Source organism: Paenibacillus sp. J31P13 (assembly GCF_056269295.1).
Genome location: NZ_JBWDNR010000007.1, coordinates 82,621 through 101,366 on the forward strand (window position 1 = coordinate 82,621; position 18,746 = coordinate 101,366).

Consider the following 18,746-nt stretch of genomic DNA (forward strand, 5'->3'; position numbering starts at 1 on the left):
TCTTCTCCATCGTAACCATTCCTATGAGAGTGCGGCAGTTCTATCTTTTGTAGGTCCTTCCATCCTTCCCATTTGATCAAAAAAAAGAAGGCTGGCAAGCACCGCATAACATGGGCTTGCCTTCCTTCTCTTTCGAACCGAATATTATCTATCCATGCTATATTATTGACGTACAGCCTTAAAGCCCTTGTCTCCAAGCAATTTTACAAGACCGTCTTCACCAAGCATATGCGCGGCACCGACTACAACAAAATAGGTTTTCTTTTCTTTATTATTCAAATAACCCGTTATCTTGTCGACCATACCCATGTTGCGATCCTTCAGCAATACTTTATAAAGCTCTGGATCAGCAGCTGTTCCATTTGTTATAGCGAGAAGCTGCTCATCATTCCCCGTTACCCACATCTCTGAGAGGAAATCAATTGCAGAATCATCGGACTCCTTCGTGTAATAGGATGCTATGGAACCATCAACCATTTCCTTTTGCAGCCTATCTGAATAATTATCAAACACTTGCAGTTGGAATTCAAAAGACTCAAGTTCCAAAATAGGAAGTTTACTTGCTACTGCCTGCTGCAAGAAATGCATATCGATACCGATATCTGAGCTGTAGCCCGATTTCAATGACGTTAAATAATCAATGCTGGATGCAACGCTCCAAGGTTTGAATGTATCCAATGTCGTTGTCGGCAGGCCATTTTCTTTCAAAATCTCTCCGATCTTTTTGTACGCATCTGCTGACAGATGGTCTTTAAGTGTTGTGCCATCTTTAAGCGTACTTTTATCCAATATAGCTTCCTGTATTTTTGGATCATCCGTTTTTGTAACATCAGCTTCTACTACGAGATAATCCGATGCCTTATAGGCATCTTGAATTTCTTTGCGCAGCGGATACATCGCTTCATTAGCGATATGAATGGAGCCTAGCAGATATACCGTACTTTCCCCATTCTCTACCTTCCATAGAAATCCTTTGCTTGCTTCCCTGATGGTAAGGGAGACAGCTTGCTTCTGACTGTCCCATTTCACTGCATAGCCCGCAGCTTCACTTGCCGTTCGCAAAGGAATATATGAAGTACCCTTCACAACCTTTGGAGCTACGAACAGCTCTTGCTCTACGGAGTTGACGAGAGCTGTATCATTTCCGATTTGGAAAAGGACGACAAGTCCTTCCTTTGCAGCAGTAATAATTTTTTGTTTATTATCCCACGTTACCGTAAAAGAAAGCTTTTCTAGAAACTGCTTTGCAGGAACGAGTGTCGTTCCCTTCTCAATAATCGCTTGGTTACCACCCAGTTGGACCTGCTCATCGCCTATCCAAACGGTTAGAGGTTTTGACTCTGCTTGAACACTAGTAACAAAGGAAAATAATAGAGCTAATGATAGAAATAATGCTGCAAACTTTTTCATTAATCGTCTCTCTCCTTCATGGATTGTTGCGATTTTTCAAATGATGGCGCGTCCTTCACCCTTAGACCGAACAGCCATATTTTACCTAATATACCACGCAAGTTCCACTTCGGAAAACACTAATTTAATATTCGTTGTTGGAATCTCTTAAACACTATATAATGCATCATATTTTTGTAGTTACGTTCAACGTTTGACAGGCTTTGCTTGAACAGAAAGCATAAATATGCTGCTACATACCTGATTCCTTAACCAGTCTTTTAATCATCGAATGAAGATTGATCACTCTCAGGTTTATTTGTATCTCTTGATTAAAGAAAAGAATTACTCCCGATTTATTATCTGGATTGAACATTGTAACCGACATAATGCCGGGATCGGAGCCGTTATGTCCGATGACTTTACCCTGACTGATACCTTTCAGGTAGAGACTATCGAGCGCCGAATAACTCCAGCCTAGTGCCTGATTGCCTTCGTCTGACTGTGGCTTGAACATTTCTTGAAGCGTGGCCGGTGAAAGTATACTGCCGCTCTCAGTCTCCCCGCCGTTCATGATAGCTAGATAAAATTTCGCAAAGTCGGAGGTGGTCGTCTTCAAAGTGCCGTCAGGGTATGTTGGGAATGAATATGGCACCAGCGGCTTCCCCTTCTTGTCGTACTGCACACTCATAACTTCCTTATTCCATACATCCTTGTGCAGCCACTTTGTATTCGTCATGCCTACGGGATCAAAGATATGCTGCTGTGAATATTCAGGAAATGGCGTCTTTGAAATGACCTCGACTAGATAACCTAGCAGTCCATATCCAATATTGCTGTAGCTGAACGTTGAACCCGGCTTCTCTTTCGTAAAGTTCTTCTCTTCGTCATACCATTTGCCGCCTGAGACAAGAAAGTCCTTCATAAACTGTTCCAGCGTGAGAGTTGAGTCGCCCCCGCCAGTGTGAATAGTATAGAGGCTTTCGTAAACATCCCAATTGTTATCGATCCCAGAAGTATGGTTAAGAAGCATACGGAATGTGATTGGTGTATCTGGGAATTTGGGATGTACGATCCGAAAAGGTAAATAGATGTTAATGTCATCATCCAGCCCAATGTCCCCCTTCTGAACCAATTGCATGACGGCTGTCGCCGTCACTGTCTTGGAAACAGAAGCAATTTGGAAAATCGTATCGTTAGTAATCGGCCTGCTTCGATCCTTGTCAGCGTCACCATAATTAATAATACGTTCAATTTTATTGTCTTTAATTAAGGCAATGGATACGCCGGCCATCCCTGATTTCTTCATTTTAGCCTGGACGAATTTCTCTAGATCCTTTGGGCTAGAGAAGTCTACCTGCACGAAAACCACTGTTGCGAGCACCAATAAGATCACTCCAAATATAAGCCCGATGAGCTTCCAAATCCGCCCACTCTTACGTTTCTTCTTCATTCTCACTCCACCTCCGCTGTTTCTTTATGCCGATTCCATTTGATGCTCAACTAACTTTACCTTATTTTGTAAATCTTTAACTCCGACCAAGGGCGTCTTCCTGCCTCGACTTTAGACCAGCTCTTACTGAAAGGGAGAATAGAGAGAGATAGAGTCACTCCTACAGCCTTATACAAACTTTAAAAGGGCATGCCATTCTAAAAATCCAGGGAATTCAAAAACACAAAAAAGACCCGCAGGAGAGTCACTTTTCTTAAAGTGCATCCTGCGGGTCTTTGTATATACTAATTACTTTTGCTTACTTTAGGTCTTAGTTTTGAGAAGATTTGGTTTCGAGCGGTTTCAGTCTTGCTTCAATGGACGCGCGCTTCGGCTCAAGAAATGGCGGCAATGCGAGTGATTCGCCCAAATGATTGATATCCTCATCAGTGTCGAAGCCCGGGCCATCAGTTGCTAGCTCAAAAAGAATGCCGTTTGGTTCACGGAAATAAAGGGAGCGGAAATAGAAACGATCTACGAAGCCAGAGTTCGGAATTCGTACGCCGCGAATATGCTCGATCCACTCGCGCAATTCATCATCATTATCGACGCGGAAAGCGACATGGTGAACACCGCCGTAGCCTTGCTGCTCGCGAGGAAGATCATGACGCTCCTCGATGTGAACCTCTGCACCGCTGCCGCCTTCGCCTGTTTCATACACAATGATGTCAGGCTGACCAGAAATGGTTGATGGATACTTGCCTTTTTCCTTGAAGCCCATCAGCTTCGTCAGAACTAGAACGGTTGGCTCAGGATTTTTCACAGTGAGCTGTACAGGACCAAGTCCGAGAATCCCATATTTCACAGGAACAGCGCTCTTATCCCATGGTTTTCCGCCGCTAACCCCCACATTGTTTTGATCCGATACTAAAACGAGCCGTTGCCCTTCGAAATCTCTGAATGCGAGTGTGCTGCGGCCCGCACGTTCTATAATTTCATCATGGTCAACACGGAATTCCACGAAGCGATCCTTCCAATAACGAAGTGACTCGTCATTTGCCACGCGAAGGGACAAGGAGGAAATGCTGCTTGTACCTTCACGGTTTTTTACGGTCATCGGAAATTCAAAGAAAGTAAGCTCCGTTCCTGGATTTCCTTTCTCATCGCCATAAAACAAATGGTAAACCGAGGTTTCATCCTGATTAACCGTCTTTTTAACTAACCGCAGTCCTAATATTTGTGTGTAAAATTCAAAGTTTCCCGAAGCTGTTCCAGTAATTGCCGATACGTGGTGAATGCCTTTAAGTTGCATATTGAAACCCTCCCAAAAGTTTTTAATCACTTTATTGCTGGATTTTTTTGAGGAGCTCCAGCAGCTGCCTCTTCTCTGCTGCATCCAAACTGTTATATTGCGATGCTTGAAAGTGTTCTTGTATAGGTACAACATCATTAAACAGCTCTTTGCCTCTCTCTGTAAGAGAAACATATTTTGTTTTCCAATCTTGCTCTCGCTTTATGAAGCCCTGCTCCTCAAGCTTGCTAAGCAACTGTGTTATATTGCCCTTTGTAACAAAAAGCTTATCCGCCAGCTGCTGCTGAGTCAGACGGTCATGAACGCCGATTTGAGCGATTAGATCAAATTGAGCAACGGTTAAGCTCCATTTTTTTAAATGCTGCTGTGTTTCTCGAACACTTTGGTTATAAACACGCGACAAGCGATACCATATCATTAAGCCCAACCGTTCATCACGCTTCAATAAGAAGGACTCTTTATCCTTTTGATCCATTTCATCACCTCAAACCTTCGTTATAATCATCAGTTTAGACCTAAACTGATAAAAAGTCAAATGTCTGCTCGAATCCCCTACCTCAGGCTAGGGAAACGTCCAGCTCATTATGATAAAATAGTCGGATACAAAGCGCGAGGTGCACATTCATGATTGAGCGAAATCCTTTACCCCCACATCGGCTGCCTCTTGGAAGCAATCAGACCGATATTATCATTCGAACAAGACGCAAACGAAATAAATTATTATTGTTTATTATTTTGGCGATTTCGGCCGCTTTATTGTGGAAGATAATCGGGTCATTTGAGCTTGAACGCATCATACCTGAAATGAACATTGAACCCGCAGCTCCGATTACAGCACTGCATCCCATTCTATTCAAACAGCAAACAGAGCTCATTGCGGCAACAAAAAAAGCAGGTATCACCATTTTGATTACGGATGGCTTTCGCTCAATTGAAGAGCAGAATGTCATTTATGCCAAAGGTCGTACAGAGGAAGGACCTATCGTAACACAGGTGCAAGGCGGCCACTCTTATCATAACTATGGACTTGCTATCGATTTTGCCTTGCGGACAACGAAAGGCAAAGTGGTATGGGATATGAAATATGACGGTAACGGCAACGGAAAATCAGACTGGATGGAGGTCGTTGAGATTGCGAAGCAGCTAGGCTTCTCTTGGGGGGGCGACTGGGATAACTTCCCTGACTATCCGCATCTCCAAATGGATTTTGGCTATTCCATTCGTGATCTTAGAAAAGGCAAGCAGCCTCCATTGGAATAATGTGACTCTTTAAAATAAATAAATAACCTTTAAATAAAAAGAGAGTGCAACTGTAAATTGGTGCCCTTACACCGGACACTTTGAGAAAAAGGTGAACAGCCTGTCAACCCACTGTCGAGCTAATTTATCTAATGGTATTGACGCAACTGGTATCGATTATGCCAACCACTTTCGAAGTTTAGACTTCTGTTGGGGCTGAGTAGGCGTATGGAGCGTGCGTAGTGGCACGTTTAACTTTTAACGGACAATGGTTCCGCTATTCTATAGAAAACACACCAATTATGATTGTTACGGACCTCAGTTCCGCTATGAATGAGAAAAACGCAAAAATCAATCATTTGAAACCAAATAGCGGAACGTAAGTCCGTTAGTTGGAGAAGAAGCCGCTTAACTTTAGAATAGCGGATCTAGGGTCCGTAAGAAGAGTAATCTATACTTTGTGCTAACTGAAGGAGCATGAATCAGTAAGTGAATATGTTTACAATCGTTTTTGTCGGCTCGGAAACGAACAGTCAATACAAGGCCACTGAAAACGAAGTGATTTCGAAAAACCTATGAAGCTAGGCGTTCACATATGTCCCCCTACAAGCACTCTTTATTTGTTTGTTTGATTTCATACTGCCTTACACTACTCAAATAACACAATATCTCGCCGTTTCTTCTTTTATAGCTCTGAAATAATCTCGTAGGAATGAAGGCGAGCTTTATGGTCAAAAATATGAGCAGCAACCATAATCTCATCTGCACCTGTAGCTTCAATAAAGGCATTCAGCTTTGCACGAACAGTATCAGGTCCGCCGATAATGGAAGAGCCCAGCTGTTGTTGAAGTGCTGCCTTCTCTTGTTCATTCCATATCTTATTCATATCTTCAACAGGCGCCGGCAACGCACCACGTGTATTGCGAATAAATGACAAGAACAGCTGCTGCATCGATGTAGCTAAATAAGCGGCTTCTTCATCCGTATCTGCTGCGATAACATTGACCGCAACCATGCCATTCGGCTTGTCTAGCACATCAGAAGGCTTGAAGTTGTTCCGGTATAGATTCATAGCTGGAACGGTAAAGTTAGGCGAGAAATGACCAGCAAAAGCAAATGGCAATCCCAATTGTGCTGCCAGCATCGCACTGAAATCACTGGAGCCTAGAAGCCAAATAGGAATCTCTAAGCCTTCTCCTGGAATAGCTCGTACACTCATTCCAAACTCTGCTCGCGATGGATCAAAAAACGCACGAAGCTCTTCTAGCTGCTCAGGAAAATCATGCCCATTGCTTCTTCTGCTGCCCCGAAGTGCTGCTGCAGTTAAGCCATCGGTACCTGGCGCTCGGCCTAAGCCTAGATCAATTCGGCCGGGAAATAACGTTTCAAGCGTACCGAACTGCTCAGCTATAACAAGCGGAGCATGATTGGGAAGCATAATACCGCCGGCGCCTACACGAATCGTCGAGGTTCCAGCTGCCACATGACCAATAACAATTGAGGTTGCAGAGCTCGCAATGCTTGCGGCATTATGATGCTCAGCTAACCAATAGCGGTTATAGCCCCATTTTTCCGCATGCTGTGCTAGATCCAAGGTGTTGCTAAGTGATTCAGCTACTGTACCTCCTACAACGATTGGAGAAACATCAAGCACGGATAAAGGAATAGGGAAAGTCCCTCTTTTATGTGTAGTTGTTGACATTATACTCACCTTTTTCTATATATTATGTTCTGATTTTTCAGATCATATGAGATCCATCTTAAGCCAACATGAACTGTATATTTTCAAAATACATTAAGGACAAGCGTAAACGGCTATCGCCGTCTTCAGTGGCAAAAGCTCGTTTCGCGATGAAATATAAGAATCATGTTAACTTGGAATACTTATATATTCTTATATTTCAATAAAAAACGCATGATTGGCGTTTTATATTAATTGGCATTTCTTCACTTTATTTAAAACCCCTTGAATCGTCGTCCGCTCAAGATATTGCTCGTAGTGTGTCTCTGCGTCCGTAAAAATCTCGTCCATAACATGCTCCATATTCGCCGATATGAGACAGGCATCTTCGCGATTGCCTGAACACCAATGCGGCTTCAATGTCCCTGTTGAAATAGCGCGATATACTTGACCCAATGTAACTTCGTCAGGCTCACAGCTTAACAGATAACCGCCGCCAATACCCTCTTTGGTCTTGACGAAACCATGAGTGCGAAGCAAGCCCATCACCTTGCGAATTCGCGTCGGATTAGTAGCTACATTTCGTGCGATAAGCTCGCTGCTTGCCATATGGTCAGGCAAATACGCCAAAAAAACTAAGCAATGGACCGCTACCGTAAACTCGCTGTTCATTGGAATGACTTCCTTTCCCGAAGGATACTGAAATTTTATTGCATACAGTTAGGAATGTCAAATCTTATTAACGATGCCCAGCATATTGATTGCTCTTGCTTATGCCCCGAATAGTCTCTAATTCTACAGGGGACAGCCCCTCAGCCTGACTCGCTTGTAAATTATGCAAGAGCTGCCGAATGGAGCTTGCGCCTGGAATAACCGCAGCTACAGCCGGGCTCGATAACGCATATCGGATTGCCGTATGAGCGATATCACGGGAATCATTTTGCAAGGAGTTCAGCTCTTCTAGTAGAGCTGAAAGCTCCTCTTTACTATAATCCAAATAGCCTTTATCTGCTTTCGATTGTCCATTACTCGTTAAAATCCCTTTCGCTACCGGTCCTCGCGCGATTAGACTTATTCCCTTGTCTTCCAGCAGCGGAAGTACCGTTTCCTCTGGTCTTCGATCTAATATGCTGTACTGGCTCATCACACTTACAATATTGGAGCGCTGTGCATATTCCCTAATGACATTAGGTCGGATAGATGATACTCCGTAATACCGAATAACACCTTCTTGTTTTAGCTCCTCGAAAGCCTGAATCGTCTCATCTATCGGATCATCAAGCGTACCGCCATGCAGCTGATACAAATCAATATAATCCGTTTGCAGCCTGCGAAGGCTGTCTTTCACTGCCCCCTTGATATAGGCCTTCGACGGGTCCCAGGTCCAGCCTTCCTTCCCTGTTTCCCACCGATTTCCAACCTTTGTCGCCAAGATGACATCGGAGCGCCGTCCGCGCAGCGCTTCCCCGATGATTTCTTCATTGCGACCTTCATCATACAAATCGGCCGTATCCAGAAAATTAATCCCGTGATCCATCGCTTCATGAAGAAGAGATATTCCCTTCTCCTTGTCCTTACCAAGAGACATGCAGCCTAACCCTATTTCACTAACAAACAGCTCTGAATTTCCTAATCGATTGTGTTTCATCAATGATACTCTCCCTTCAACTAACCGACTATTTCTGCGATGAATGACTCTAAAATAACTATTTTATTCTGCCTTAAGACCTTTAGGCTCTTTGAATGCTAGCAGCTTGCCTTTGGCTTGAACAATAATCATACCGTTTTCCTCCAACGTCGGCCCAAATGCTCGTCCGCCAGTTTGAAATTTCGCAATGCTTTTCGTAGTGACCAAATTTATCGCCAGCATAGTCCCATCAATCCCAGCCACATACATGCCATGACCAATAAGATCAAAGCGCGCAATCGGTCCAGACATTTCTTTACCGTAAGAAACGCTACCATTATTAACTAATTTAACTCCTGTAATCTCACGACCATCTGTAAAAATCATTTTACCATCATGAGGGCCGGCTGCATAAGGCATTCCCCCAAAGTACTGCTGGGGAACCTCCGATTTTTTCGATGCCTTTGCTCCATCCCCATTTTCTAGATAAGAATAGACCGAAGAACCGATATTGATATAAACAATACCATCCTTCATCCAAGCTGTGCCCGAATTTCCATAGTTCTCATCGTCCGGATTAACATTGAGCGGGTTAAACTTCACCGTCTTCATGATCTTACCCGTTTTGAGCTCTATCGTATCAAGGGTTGTTAAGGCGTTCTTGTCTCCCTCGCTTCGGATGACCTGAGATAGTATGGTTCCGTTCTTCGCATCTATCGGCAATCTGTGATTGGGAATGTTCCATGCAAGCTTACCTGTTTTTTTATTGAAACCTAATAGAACGGAGTAGCTAAATATGCTGCCACTCTCCCAATTTTCTGTCAAAATCATATCATCTACGACCCTGATTTCTTCTCCCATTAATATCTCGTTGTAACCCTCATCACTCCACTGCTTTTTTCCATCCTTTAGGTTAAAAGCCTGGATAGTCATATTCAGTATGAATAGCTGGTCGCCTTCAACAATCATGTCTTTAATGTAAGTATTTGCAACCGTATTCGCCCATATTTTCTTGCCTGAAACAGCATTCACTGCATGGATGTAGCCTGTATCTGTACTTACATACACTCTGCCATCCTTATAGAGGATAGGACCCTTTAATTTCCCGCCATATTTCCATACTCTTTTGCCTGTCACGCTATTTACTGCAATCATTTGACCATTGGTAATATAAAAAACCTTACCCTCGCCGGTCGCTACCAAACCATCACTCATGTCGTAATCATCCGCTGGAGCATCCATCTCATAGGTCCACTGCGGCTTTGCAACAGGTACAGTACTCGAATAATCGCGATTGTCTCCTACATAAGCGGTATGTGGATCACCCGCTGCTGTCACCACTGTGCTTAATAGCAATAACGTACAGCTCGCAATTATGCCCCCGCGTATCAACATTTTCCCTAATCTATTCATACTTCACCAGCCTCTTTTTCATATAAAAGCACTGATTACATAACGTATCTAACATGTAAAATGTTTCCACTTTGATGATAGGATTTATAGAATAAGCCTCTCATAGGGCAAGCTTTTATCGTGATGAGATTAATTCGCCAGTGAAGCTGCAGGCAGTAAGGCCAAAGGATACATTTTGATCAAAATGCAGCTCTATACGCTCATTGAAAAAGGTAATCTTATAGGTAACAATATAAGGCGTTTCAATATAGAACAATTTAAGCTCCAAAACATCGTTAGAGAGCCAAGCCGCGCAGGTCACAACTTCCTGTTGATGGAGTGATAAATCCTTTCTAAATATATCCACTGCATGCAGTTCATGCTGAAAGTTAAATGTCAGCTGACTTTCCCGATCTCCGAAATGGATGGTTAAATCAAGTTCATTCTTCTTTGCCTTAAAGCGAAGTTGTTGCATTCCAAGAGGGTTTTCATTTAAAAGAAAACAAGCGTCGCTAAGATCGGGGTGATCGGCTGAAGCTGAACCGGACTGCTGCGGAAATATGGGGTATCCATTGGAATTAGAAAACGTCAGTTCCTGAAGCTTTCTATCCGCAAGGGTTGAACTTCCATTATCCACCCCGCTCAAAATATGCTCGTAGATGAGATCTAGGAGCAATTGAAGCTCACTCATACTCCGCATGCTGGAAGTTGCTGCAATCACAATCCCTTTCTTTGGCGCAACGAAGCATAATTGACCAAACCCGCCATTGCCCATAAAGCACTCATCTCGACAAAGAAAGAACTGATACCCGTAGCCTTGTGCAAAATCAATGCGCTTTTCATTCAGACGATTATCACTCTGCTCGCGGGTCGCTTGTTCAATAAACGCTTCAGAAACCAATCTTTGACCGGCATATTCGCCCCTGTTCAAGAGCAATTGACCAAACCGAGCAATCTCTTCTGTCGATAAGCTCAGTCCCATTCCTCCGGCTGTTTTTCCCATTGGACATGTTTCCCAAATTGGTCTCGGTATGCCTAGCGGCTCGAATAAGCGCGGCATCAGAAAATCAATCAGCTTCTCATTTGTTGCTTGCTCCAATATAGCTGCCAGCATATAGGTGGAAGGCGTACTATATCGATAGAAGCTTCCCGGCTTATGCTTAACCTCTAAGGCTAGGAAGGTTCGTACCCAATCCTCCGATTCACTCACTTCAGCATAAATATTGTCATGATGCCCAGCATTCATAGCAAGCAGATGATGAAGGGTCATGCTCGCTAGATTGTCTGAAATTTGCGGGGGCAGCTTGTCTGGAAAAAAGGAGATCACATGGTCCTCTAAGCGTAAGAAGCCATAATCGCAAGCTATTCCTACTGCAATGGAAGTAAAGCTCTTGCTAAGTGAAAACAATAATTGCTTGCTGTCTTTGCGATACGGCTTACGCCAAAACTCGGCTAGCTTTATACCATCTTGCTGTAAAATAAAGCTGTTCACTGCAAGATTGCTTTCATTAATTCCCTTGAAAAGCTCGTTTATATTCAATGGTCGTCATCCATTTCTCGTCATTATTTTGAAGAGGCTGATCTAATCAATTGTTTTGCAAATAGGACGCGAATTCCTCTATCGAATGAAATTGAATGATTTCTACACCTTGAGCACGAAGATGATTGACCAGCAATCTATCCAGCTCCTCTACTGCCGATCGAAGCGGTTCAAAATCATCCTCGTCAACAAGAATAGCGAGATCCGGCAGCCCTATCCTTTGATATATATTTTGATAATCCCTATTCGTTTCAAGTATGCAAGGGTCCAGCCCTTTTTCCGAATAATGCAGGAAATTAGCAAGGATGGCTTGTACGGCAATAGCAGAATAATAAGCAGTATCATAGTCCTGCTGTTCACATGCTGTAATGATCTTGTCAAGCACTCCCTTCATCTCCTCGTAGCAGCCCTTCATCCGATCGGGATAAGATGGGGGAGACGAATAAGACTCTTTTTTTAATACGACCAGCTTAAGCGTATCCTCCGTCAATTGCTGGCATGCAGCGAATATTTCTGCGGGAAGCTTTGATCTGATGATGATGTCATGAAGCTCTTCTAGATTCATAGGCTTTATGGGCAACCGCATGATCTGCTCCCTATTTCTGCCCCAGCCTTTCGTGAAATACGTCTGATTGAGCAGCGCAAGTGCTTGTATAACATTCGTTAGAACGTCATCTGCCTCCATTCGGAAAAAGGACAGATCATCGGGTTGATCCGCTTTGCTCATTTTATACAAATGGACATAAGCATCCTTCAGCATAGACTCTGCCTTCTCCGTCAGCTTACGTCCTTGTTCAGGCTCCATCATTGATGTTGTCTTATCGCGAAGCGCCATAAATCGACTATGATCCTCATCCGAACGCATATATAGAAGCTTAGAGTCCTTAATAATCGTCGTTTTCGAATCTTCTAAAGCAGCCATTCTCTCCGCCCGCTCCCAGCTAATAGGCCAGAAATCAAAGCTAATATCATTCAAAACAAACTGAATACTTGCCTTGTAGCCTTCAGACTCAGCTGGGATGAAGAAGAAATCCAAATCCGATCGTTTTGTCGCCGTTCCTTGGGCATACGAACCGTAATAAGCAACAATAGCTATCTCATTAGCGTAGTTTTTCTTTATATGTTGAACCAATATTTCAGCAACCGCAAATACATCCAGCATAATAAATACCTCCATTTTTTGGTATCCCAACTATAACATGCGAGGATAAGATGCGCCTCCAAATAAACAGTTATAATTAAACTCGCCAAGGGCATTTCTTCTGTCCTCACGCATCCGAATGAGCAAAAAAAATGACCAGTTGAGGATTAGCCCCACTGATCATTTTTTATATAGGATTGACTTAAGCATCAGGAAAAGGTCTACGGCCAATAAAGCCGTCCTCCCAGCCATGGTAATGAGAGGCCTGCTCCTCCCCTTCCTTCCAACAAATCAAGATTTTCTCCCCATCTAATACCGCCGGGAAGTCGATCAGTCCAGGACTAATCATTTTCAGCAAAACGCCTTTTCGCGAGAAATTCTGGACTAATAGTTCCGTTTCCATTCGCATAAAATCAAGCTGACCCTCTATTTCAAAAAATGGATCATTATTTACAGTCACGTAACTGGCATCTTTTCTAAGCTGTGCTTTTTGCTTCTGATACGACAGAAACTGCTCCTCAAATTGAGCCGTCAATTGCTGCAGCCTATATAAATCCACCTTTAATTGCGGCAGAAGCTCATTCGCTTCTTGTAGCGTGAAAAGCTTGTTTTCCATTCTGCATCCCTCCTTATTCGACATACCGTATTTCCTGATTTTTTCACTCTTCATTATTATGTTCTTAAACCTTGTGCACGTCCGTCAATCTTTTAAATTCCTTAAATCTTGTTCCTTGATAGGAAAGCTCGCCATAATCGCCTACAACTATCATTCCAAAATGTTGGTCCGGAATATGTAATTCCTTGCGTGTCTGATCATCAAATTGAAAGGTAATAAAGTAATTGGTATTTGCACTTGAGTCACCTGACCCGCCCCATACCTCTGTCCGCTTGTCTACTACTTTAGCCGATTGATGTATAAGCTCCGCTGCTTGATTTGAAAACCAGGATTTTAAACCGAAAATAATGACATATAAAAACCCACCCACAACTAATACAATTAAAGTACCACCAAATATTTTAAAAAATAAAGGGATTTCAGCAAAAAATTCTAAAAATTCATTCGGCTCTTCGTACATTTTGATTTGGCTCCTTTGGTAAATAGGAATGAAACCTGTTCTTAACAGTCATACGTTACTGGTTTGATTACCGTTTCTCATTTATCTGTATGATTTTAAAATTCATCCATTCAAGCCGCTTCATTTCCGCTTTAACAGCTATAGTCATTCTTTACCTTGCTCCGAGCGGGAGATACCCCCTATTATTAAACAGGTATTGTATTAAATTCCCAATCCGTTAGCAGAGGAGCACCACCATGAACATCCCCATACGCCAGTATTGGCGATTGTTACGTACCTATTTGCAGCATGAACGTCGTAAGCTAGTTCTTCTCTCCGTCCTGCTCCTTGCCGGTATTGGTCTGCAGCTATGGAATCCGCAGATCGTAAGGCATTTTATAGATAGCGCTTTGCAACCAGGTGTTTCACTTAACGTCTTACTGGGCAGCGCTTTGCTGTTCATCGTCGTAGCTCTTCTAAATCAGCTGGCTACCGTTTCCTCTGGCTATATTGGCGAGCAGGTTGGCTGGACCGCAACAAATGAGCTTCGGGGAGATTTGGCAAAGCATTGCATGCATCTGGATCAAGCCTTCCATAAGGAGAGAACGAGCGGTGAGATGATTCAGCGCATTGATGGCGATGTCAACGAGCTATCTCACTTTTTCTCTAATTTCGTATTTGTCTTATTTGCCAACCTGCTCCTTATTATCGGCATACTCGTTCTCATGTTTCGTGAGAATTGGCTGCTCGGCGCCGGCATGACCGTCTTTGTCATCGTTACCATCTTCGTTCTGCAGCGTATACGACAAGCATTCTCTGCTGTATGGGTTAAATCCAGCGAAGCTTACGCCGCCTTTTTCGGATTCATTGGCGAGCACTTGGCAGGCACAGAAGACACGAGAGCGAATGGAGCAAGCGGGTTCGTTATGCGGAAGTTCCATAGCTTCTTGCGAAAGCTTCTGCCCATTAGTCTAAAAGCCAGCCTCGGCGGTTACACCATGTGGGTATCAACCATATTTGTATTCACCCTAGGACGATCCGTTGCCTTGCTCTACTGCGCCTATTTATGGGCTACGGATTCGATTAGTCTTGGTACTATTTATTTGATCTTCACATATACGGAGCTGCTCAATCATCCACTGGAGCAAATCCGAACACAAATTCAAGATTTGCAGCGTGCAGATGCGAGCATCGTAAGGGTGAGCCAGCTGTTCGCGACCCAGTCCTCGCTGAAAGAGAAGGAAATGCCGCTTTACCTGCCTAACCAAGCATTATCAGTTGATTTCAAGCATGTTTCCTTCGCCTATGGGGAAGAGGATGAAGAACAAGTACTGCGTGACATTAACTTTCAGCTTCAGCCTGGCCGAGTTCTCGGTTTGCTTGGTCGGACAGGAAGCGGCAAAAGCACTTTAGCTCGTTTGCTCGTACGCTTCTATGATGTCAGATCCGGCTCAATTGAGCTGGATGGAACCAATATAAGAGATGTCTCTCTCTCTCATTTACGCGGTCGAATTGCTATGGTCACTCAAAACATTCAATTATTTCAAGCGTCCGTCCGTGATAATCTCACGTTATACCACTCATCCATTCCCGATGAGCGATTGTATGAGGTTCTCTCTGAGCTCGGACTAATGAATTGGCTGGATTCCCTTCCTGAGGGTCTGGATACAGAGCTCGCTTCTGGCGGGAGCGGCTTATCCGCTGGAGAAGCGCAGCTCCTTGCATTCGCACGTGCATTTCTATCCGATCCTGGTCTCATTATTCTCGATGAAGCATCCTCAAGGCTGGACCCTGCCACAGAAGCGCATATCGAGAGAGCCATTGATAAGCTTCTTGCAGGAAGGACAGCCATCATCATTGCACATCGACTGACTACCATTAAAAGAGCTGACGATATTCTCATTCTAGATGGGGGAGCAACGTTAGAATTCGGTCAAAGAACCCAGCTTGCTTCCGATCCAAATTCAAGACTTTATCAATTACTGCAAACTGGTGCCGAGGAGGTACTTGCATGAACAGCCAAGAAAAATCCACCTTACAGTCCATGTGGCAGCTCATTCGCTATCGCCCTGTTCTATATACATTTAACGCTATATTCTGGGCGGGTGTCCATCTGTTTCCACTCCTGCCGGGCTTACTCATCCAGCAATTTTTCGATTCTCTGTCTGGTCATTCAAGCTGGTCGCTCAGCCCCTCGAATGTGGCTGTCCTATTGATCGTGACAGCTATTGCCCGAATCATCAATATATACGCTGGTGCCATAACGGATACGATTCACCGATTCAGTATGGGCGCCTTGCTTCGCTGGAATATGCTGCAATGGATATTGCGACAGCCGGCAGCAGCCGCTATTCCAATCTCACCAGGCGAAGCGCTCTCACAATTCCGCGACGACTCCAATCAAGCGGAGGATGCTATTAGCTGGACGCTGGACTTCATCGGTAAAGTATTGTTTGCGGCGACGGCGATCTTCATTTTGTTCCGGGTAAATGTGAAGATTACCTGCTTTGTCTTTATTCCGATCGTGTTTGTTGTCTCTATTACCCAAATTGCTTCCAAACGGCTTCAGTCCTATCGTGCCAATAGTCGTGAAACAACGAGTAAGGTGACGGGTATGGTAGGTGAGATGTTCGGCTCTGTGCAAGCGATACAACTTGCTGGTGCAGAGGAACGGTTCATCGATAGGCTTCGCACATTGAACAACCAGCGCAAGCAAGCTGCGTTAAAGGATCGTTTGTTCAGCTCCTTGCTGGATTCCGTCTTCTCCAACATTGTAAATGTAGGAACCGGACTTATATTATTGCTTGGCGCCGCCTCCATGCAGCGTTCCCAGCTGAGCGTTGGTGATTTTGCCCTATTCGTTTATTATTTAGCTTTTGTCACTGATTTCACATCGTTTTTCGGAAGATTTCTGTCTACCCTTCAGCAAACGGGTATTTCATTTAAACGCATGAATGCGCTGCTGCAGAACGCTTCAGCCGAAACGCTGACCGAGCATAATCCTTTATATTTGCGCAGTGATATTCCAGATCATGTCCATCCACAGCACATTCAGCTAAACTCCGAGGCTCCCTTTCATTCTTTAACCGTTCGGGGTTTGAGCTACCGCTATTCGGATTCCAATCGAGGAATAGACGATATTAGCTTCGAGCTAAAGCGGGGCAGCTTCACCGTTATTACAGGAAGAATCGGATCTGGCAAATCAACATTGGTTCGTTCTGTACTAGGACTCTTGCCTCTGCAAGCTGGCGAGATCCATTGGAATGGCAAGATAGTTACAGACCCTGTCTCCTTCTTCATACCGCCAAGAAGCGCTTATACTTCACAGGTTCCCAATTTATTTAGCGAAACGCTTCTCACTAATATTTTGCTGGGCTTGCCTGAAGATCGGCAGCGTCAAGAAAACGCCATCCATACGGCTGTGCTTGATCAAGATGTGACAATGCTAGAGCATGGATTGGATACTATGATCGGTCAAAAGGGCTTGAAGCTGTCCGGCGGACAAGCGCAGCGGACAGCCGCTGCTCGTATGTTCATTCGCCAGCCGGAGCTGCTCGTATTTGATGACTTATCAAGTGCACTCGATGTTACGACTGAGAAGCTGCTTTGGGAGCGCGTAGAGCATACGCCGCATGCAGCATGCCTAATTGTGTCACACCGCAAAGCGGCTTTGCAACGGGCCGATCATATTATCGTCATGAAAGACGGTCAAATCGAAGCACAAGGTACACTTGCTGAGGTGCTCCGCCATTCAAAAGAAATGCAGCTGCTTTGGGATGAAGAGCTTACAGCAGCTAATGAATAGCGCATAATTCTGTGGAAGCATATAAGTAAAGCGGCATGCCTAAGCATGAAAATGATGCTCGGCTGCCGCTTTAAATTGTATTACGTCAAATCTACTTTGATTTTGTTAACTTTGTCTGACTATCCGTCCGTTCTTCATTAGGAATCGGCATAATAATCACATTCTTATACTCTGGATTTTCATATCTGAATATATTATCGATTTCAGTAAATTGACCATTGGCATCAGTCGTACCATAAATCAGCGTATCCGCCATAAAGCTATCTATGAAAGAAACTGATTCACCGAAAGCCTCAGGCTTCTTGCCTGCCTGACCATTTGGACCTATTTCGTCGATTTGCCATTTCACTACAGCAAGCCCATCCTTATTGATCTCAATGTAGGTTAACAGCCCTTTATACTGCATCTTATAACGCAGAGCCTCTCCCTTCGGAAACGTATATTCTGTAGTGAATCCTTCTCCATAGGGCCCTATTTCTTTATTCTCATAAATAGGAATAGCTCGAAGCGCATATTCTCTCGCTTTTACTAAATCGCCGCTCATTAGAATGCTAAAGCGTTCTTCACCTGAAGGGGTACGAACAATGACCTGCTTAGCTGCGCTATTATAATTCACATATCCTCCCAGTGTATCCGAGAGAAAGCGCAATGGCAGATATGTACGGCCTTGTTTGATCGTTACCGGCGCATCCAGCTTCACATTTTTACCGTTTACTGCCGCTGTGCTTGCGTCAGCTTTAAGCCGTACAACAAGATTTTTCTCTTTGTAGGTAATGACAACTGTCTTCGTCGATTGCTCGAAGGAATAGCTTAATTTCTCAGGATCTTGAAAGGCGGCTAGCTGCACCATCGTTCTGCCGTTTACAACTAGAACATTCTCCTGCACTTTTCCGTCAATGAATACTTTTAACGATGCTTGAGGTGCTGCTGAGACTGGAGAAGCTGCCGACAGCACACCAATAATGGCAAATGATGCAACTAGAGCAGACCATACTTTTAACCATTTTTTCAATTTGCTAACCTCCTATTCCTTTTTTTCTATAATAATCACGACGTTAAGAGAAGCTCAATAGTTGCGATATGATAATAAAAGTTTCAAGGAAATGCAGAAGCATGCTTATACATAAGTAAAG

17 protein-coding genes are annotated in these 18,746 nt (G+C 43.9%); 4 read left to right on the forward strand and 13 right to left on the reverse strand.

Annotation, left to right across the window (positions count from 1 at the left end):
* Positions 1 to 162: 162 nt before the first annotated feature.
* From AC0YOD_RS21435 to AC0YOD_RS21450, 4 genes are all read right to left on the reverse strand, one after another.
* Positions 163 to 1,410: a TraB/GumN family protein gene (locus AC0YOD_RS21435; RefSeq protein ID WP_475801375.1), complete on the reverse strand. Its 1,248-nt coding sequence runs from the start codon at positions 1,408 to 1,410 to the stop codon at positions 163 to 165.
* A gap of 232 nt (positions 1,411 to 1,642) precedes the next feature.
* A complete protein-coding gene (locus tag AC0YOD_RS21440) occupies positions 1,643 to 2,842 on the reverse strand; it encodes a serine hydrolase domain-containing protein (protein WP_475801376.1) in 1,200 nt (399 codons plus the stop codon).
* Positions 2,843 to 3,152: 310 nt separating this feature from the next.
* Positions 3,153 to 4,133, reverse strand: coding sequence for a ring-cleaving dioxygenase (locus tag AC0YOD_RS21445; protein WP_475801377.1), 981 nt, complete (start codon positions 4,131 to 4,133; stop codon positions 3,153 to 3,155).
* Positions 4,134 to 4,164: 31 nt separating this feature from the next.
* The gene (locus AC0YOD_RS21450) at positions 4,165 to 4,578 is read right to left on the reverse strand and encodes a MarR family winged helix-turn-helix transcriptional regulator (protein ID WP_475801524.1); all 414 of its coding nucleotides are present in this window, start codon (positions 4,576 to 4,578) and stop codon (positions 4,165 to 4,167) included.
* A 179-nt stretch (positions 4,579 to 4,757) separates the two neighbouring features.
* Between AC0YOD_RS21450 and AC0YOD_RS21455 the strand changes: the two genes are divergently transcribed.
* Together AC0YOD_RS21455 and AC0YOD_RS21460 are read left to right on the forward strand one after the other, a co-directional pair.
* Positions 4,758 to 5,393 (forward strand): M15 family metallopeptidase, encoded by a 636-nt coding sequence (locus AC0YOD_RS21455; protein ID WP_475801378.1) that lies wholly within the window; start codon positions 4,758 to 4,760, stop codon positions 5,391 to 5,393.
* A 221-nt stretch (positions 5,394 to 5,614) separates the two neighbouring features.
* Positions 5,615 to 5,755, forward strand: coding sequence for a hypothetical protein (locus tag AC0YOD_RS21460; protein WP_475801379.1), 141 nt, complete (start codon positions 5,615 to 5,617; stop codon positions 5,753 to 5,755).
* 302 nt (positions 5,756 to 6,057) lie between these two features.
* On the opposite strand, the gene AC0YOD_RS21465 is transcribed toward AC0YOD_RS21460, so the two are convergent.
* The 8 genes from AC0YOD_RS21465 to AC0YOD_RS21500 all read right to left on the reverse strand — a co-directional run bounded on the left by AC0YOD_RS21465 (position 6,058) and on the right by AC0YOD_RS21500 (position 13,829).
* Positions 6,058 to 7,074: an LLM class flavin-dependent oxidoreductase gene (locus AC0YOD_RS21465; protein ID WP_475801380.1), complete on the reverse strand. Its 1,017-nt coding sequence runs from the start codon at positions 7,072 to 7,074 to the stop codon at positions 6,058 to 6,060.
* Between the two features lie 225 nt (positions 7,075 to 7,299).
* The gene (locus tag AC0YOD_RS21470; RefSeq protein WP_475801381.1) at positions 7,300 to 7,725 is read right to left on the reverse strand and encodes an RrF2 family transcriptional regulator; all 426 of its coding nucleotides are present in this window, start codon (positions 7,723 to 7,725) and stop codon (positions 7,300 to 7,302) included.
* Positions 7,726 to 7,792: 67 nt separating this feature from the next.
* On the reverse strand, positions 7,793 to 8,701 hold the full coding sequence (locus tag AC0YOD_RS21475; protein ID WP_475801382.1) for an aldo/keto reductase: 909 nt from the start codon (positions 8,699 to 8,701) through the stop codon (positions 7,793 to 7,795).
* A gap of 63 nt (positions 8,702 to 8,764) precedes the next feature.
* Positions 8,765 to 10,075 carry a PQQ-binding-like beta-propeller repeat protein gene (locus AC0YOD_RS21480; RefSeq protein ID WP_475801383.1) on the reverse strand — a complete coding sequence of 437 codons (1,311 nt, stop codon included), beginning with the start codon at positions 10,073 to 10,075 and terminating at the stop codon, positions 8,765 to 8,767.
* A gap of 133 nt (positions 10,076 to 10,208) precedes the next feature.
* The gene (locus tag AC0YOD_RS21485) at positions 10,209 to 11,612 is read right to left on the reverse strand and encodes a serine hydrolase domain-containing protein (protein ID WP_475801384.1); all 1,404 of its coding nucleotides are present in this window, start codon (positions 11,610 to 11,612) and stop codon (positions 10,209 to 10,211) included.
* A 46-nt stretch (positions 11,613 to 11,658) separates the two neighbouring features.
* On the reverse strand, positions 11,659 to 12,774 hold the full coding sequence (locus tag AC0YOD_RS21490; RefSeq protein WP_475801385.1) for a nucleotidyltransferase domain-containing protein: 1,116 nt from the start codon (positions 12,772 to 12,774) through the stop codon (positions 11,659 to 11,661).
* Positions 12,775 to 12,955: 181 nt separating this feature from the next.
* Positions 12,956 to 13,369 (reverse strand): DUF2203 family protein, encoded by a 414-nt coding sequence (locus tag AC0YOD_RS21495; protein ID WP_475801386.1) that lies wholly within the window; start codon positions 13,367 to 13,369, stop codon positions 12,956 to 12,958.
* Between the two features lie 64 nt (positions 13,370 to 13,433).
* Positions 13,434 to 13,829, reverse strand: a complete 396-nt coding sequence (locus AC0YOD_RS21500) for a DUF2500 domain-containing protein (protein ID WP_475801387.1) — start codon at positions 13,827 to 13,829, stop codon at positions 13,434 to 13,436.
* 236 nt (positions 13,830 to 14,065) lie between these two features.
* On the opposite strand from AC0YOD_RS21500, the gene AC0YOD_RS21505 reads away from it, so the two are divergent.
* Both AC0YOD_RS21505 and AC0YOD_RS21510 read left to right on the forward strand, forming a co-directional pair.
* Positions 14,066 to 15,823 (forward strand): ABC transporter ATP-binding protein, encoded by a 1,758-nt coding sequence (locus tag AC0YOD_RS21505; RefSeq protein ID WP_475801388.1) that lies wholly within the window; start codon positions 14,066 to 14,068, stop codon positions 15,821 to 15,823.
* The gene (locus AC0YOD_RS21510) at positions 15,820 to 17,613 is read left to right on the forward strand and encodes an ABC transporter ATP-binding protein (RefSeq protein WP_475801389.1); all 1,794 of its coding nucleotides are present in this window, start codon (positions 15,820 to 15,822) and stop codon (positions 17,611 to 17,613) included. Before AC0YOD_RS21505 ends, AC0YOD_RS21510 begins: the two co-directional genes overlap by 4 nt.
* Before the next feature lie 91 nt (positions 17,614 to 17,704).
* Here AC0YOD_RS21510 and AC0YOD_RS21515 read toward each other — a convergent pair whose 3' ends face one another.
* The gene (locus tag AC0YOD_RS21515) at positions 17,705 to 18,625 is read right to left on the reverse strand and encodes a copper amine oxidase N-terminal domain-containing protein (protein WP_475801390.1); all 921 of its coding nucleotides are present in this window, start codon (positions 18,623 to 18,625) and stop codon (positions 17,705 to 17,707) included.
* Between the last annotated feature and the right edge of the window lie 121 nt (positions 18,626 to 18,746).